1 pseudogene is annotated in these 414 nt (G+C 31.2%); it reads left to right on the forward strand.

What is annotated here, in order from left to right:
- Nucleotides 1-42 precede the first annotated feature (42 nt).
- A pseudogene (locus DYY65_RS10535) lies at nucleotides 43-414 on the forward strand (TetR/AcrR family transcriptional regulator); the annotation flags it as partial.

Below are 414 nucleotides of genomic sequence, written 5' to 3' on the forward strand. Positions count from 1 at the left end.
ATTGACTGAAGGAATCAGAAGAAAACAACAATAGAAACAGAAATGTGTCCAAAGGTTACTTCAGAATACAAGACAGAAATCAAAGAAAGAATAATTCAATCTGCGATTGAATGTTTTTCCAAATATGGATTGGATAAGACAAGGATGGAGGAAGTAGCTCAGAAAGCAGACTTAAGCAAAGGTACATTGTATCTTTATTTCAAAAGTAAAGAAGACTTGTTTTATGTTATTTGTGACAATAATCTAAAAGTGCTTAAAGAGCAGCTATCTCAAATATTAGCTACAACAAAAACAAAAGAAGATTTAGTATCTAACGAGCAATTCTATGAAAACTTTCATAGAACTGAAAAGAGAGAAAATGAAAAGATATTTTGTGAAATAATTGCTGAATCTGCACGTAATCCTAAGCTGCAG

The sequence above is a fragment of the Nitrososphaera sp. AFS genome (assembly GCF_009898475.1).
Lineage (GTDB): Archaea > Thermoproteota > Nitrososphaeria > Nitrososphaerales > Nitrososphaeraceae > Nitrosopolaris.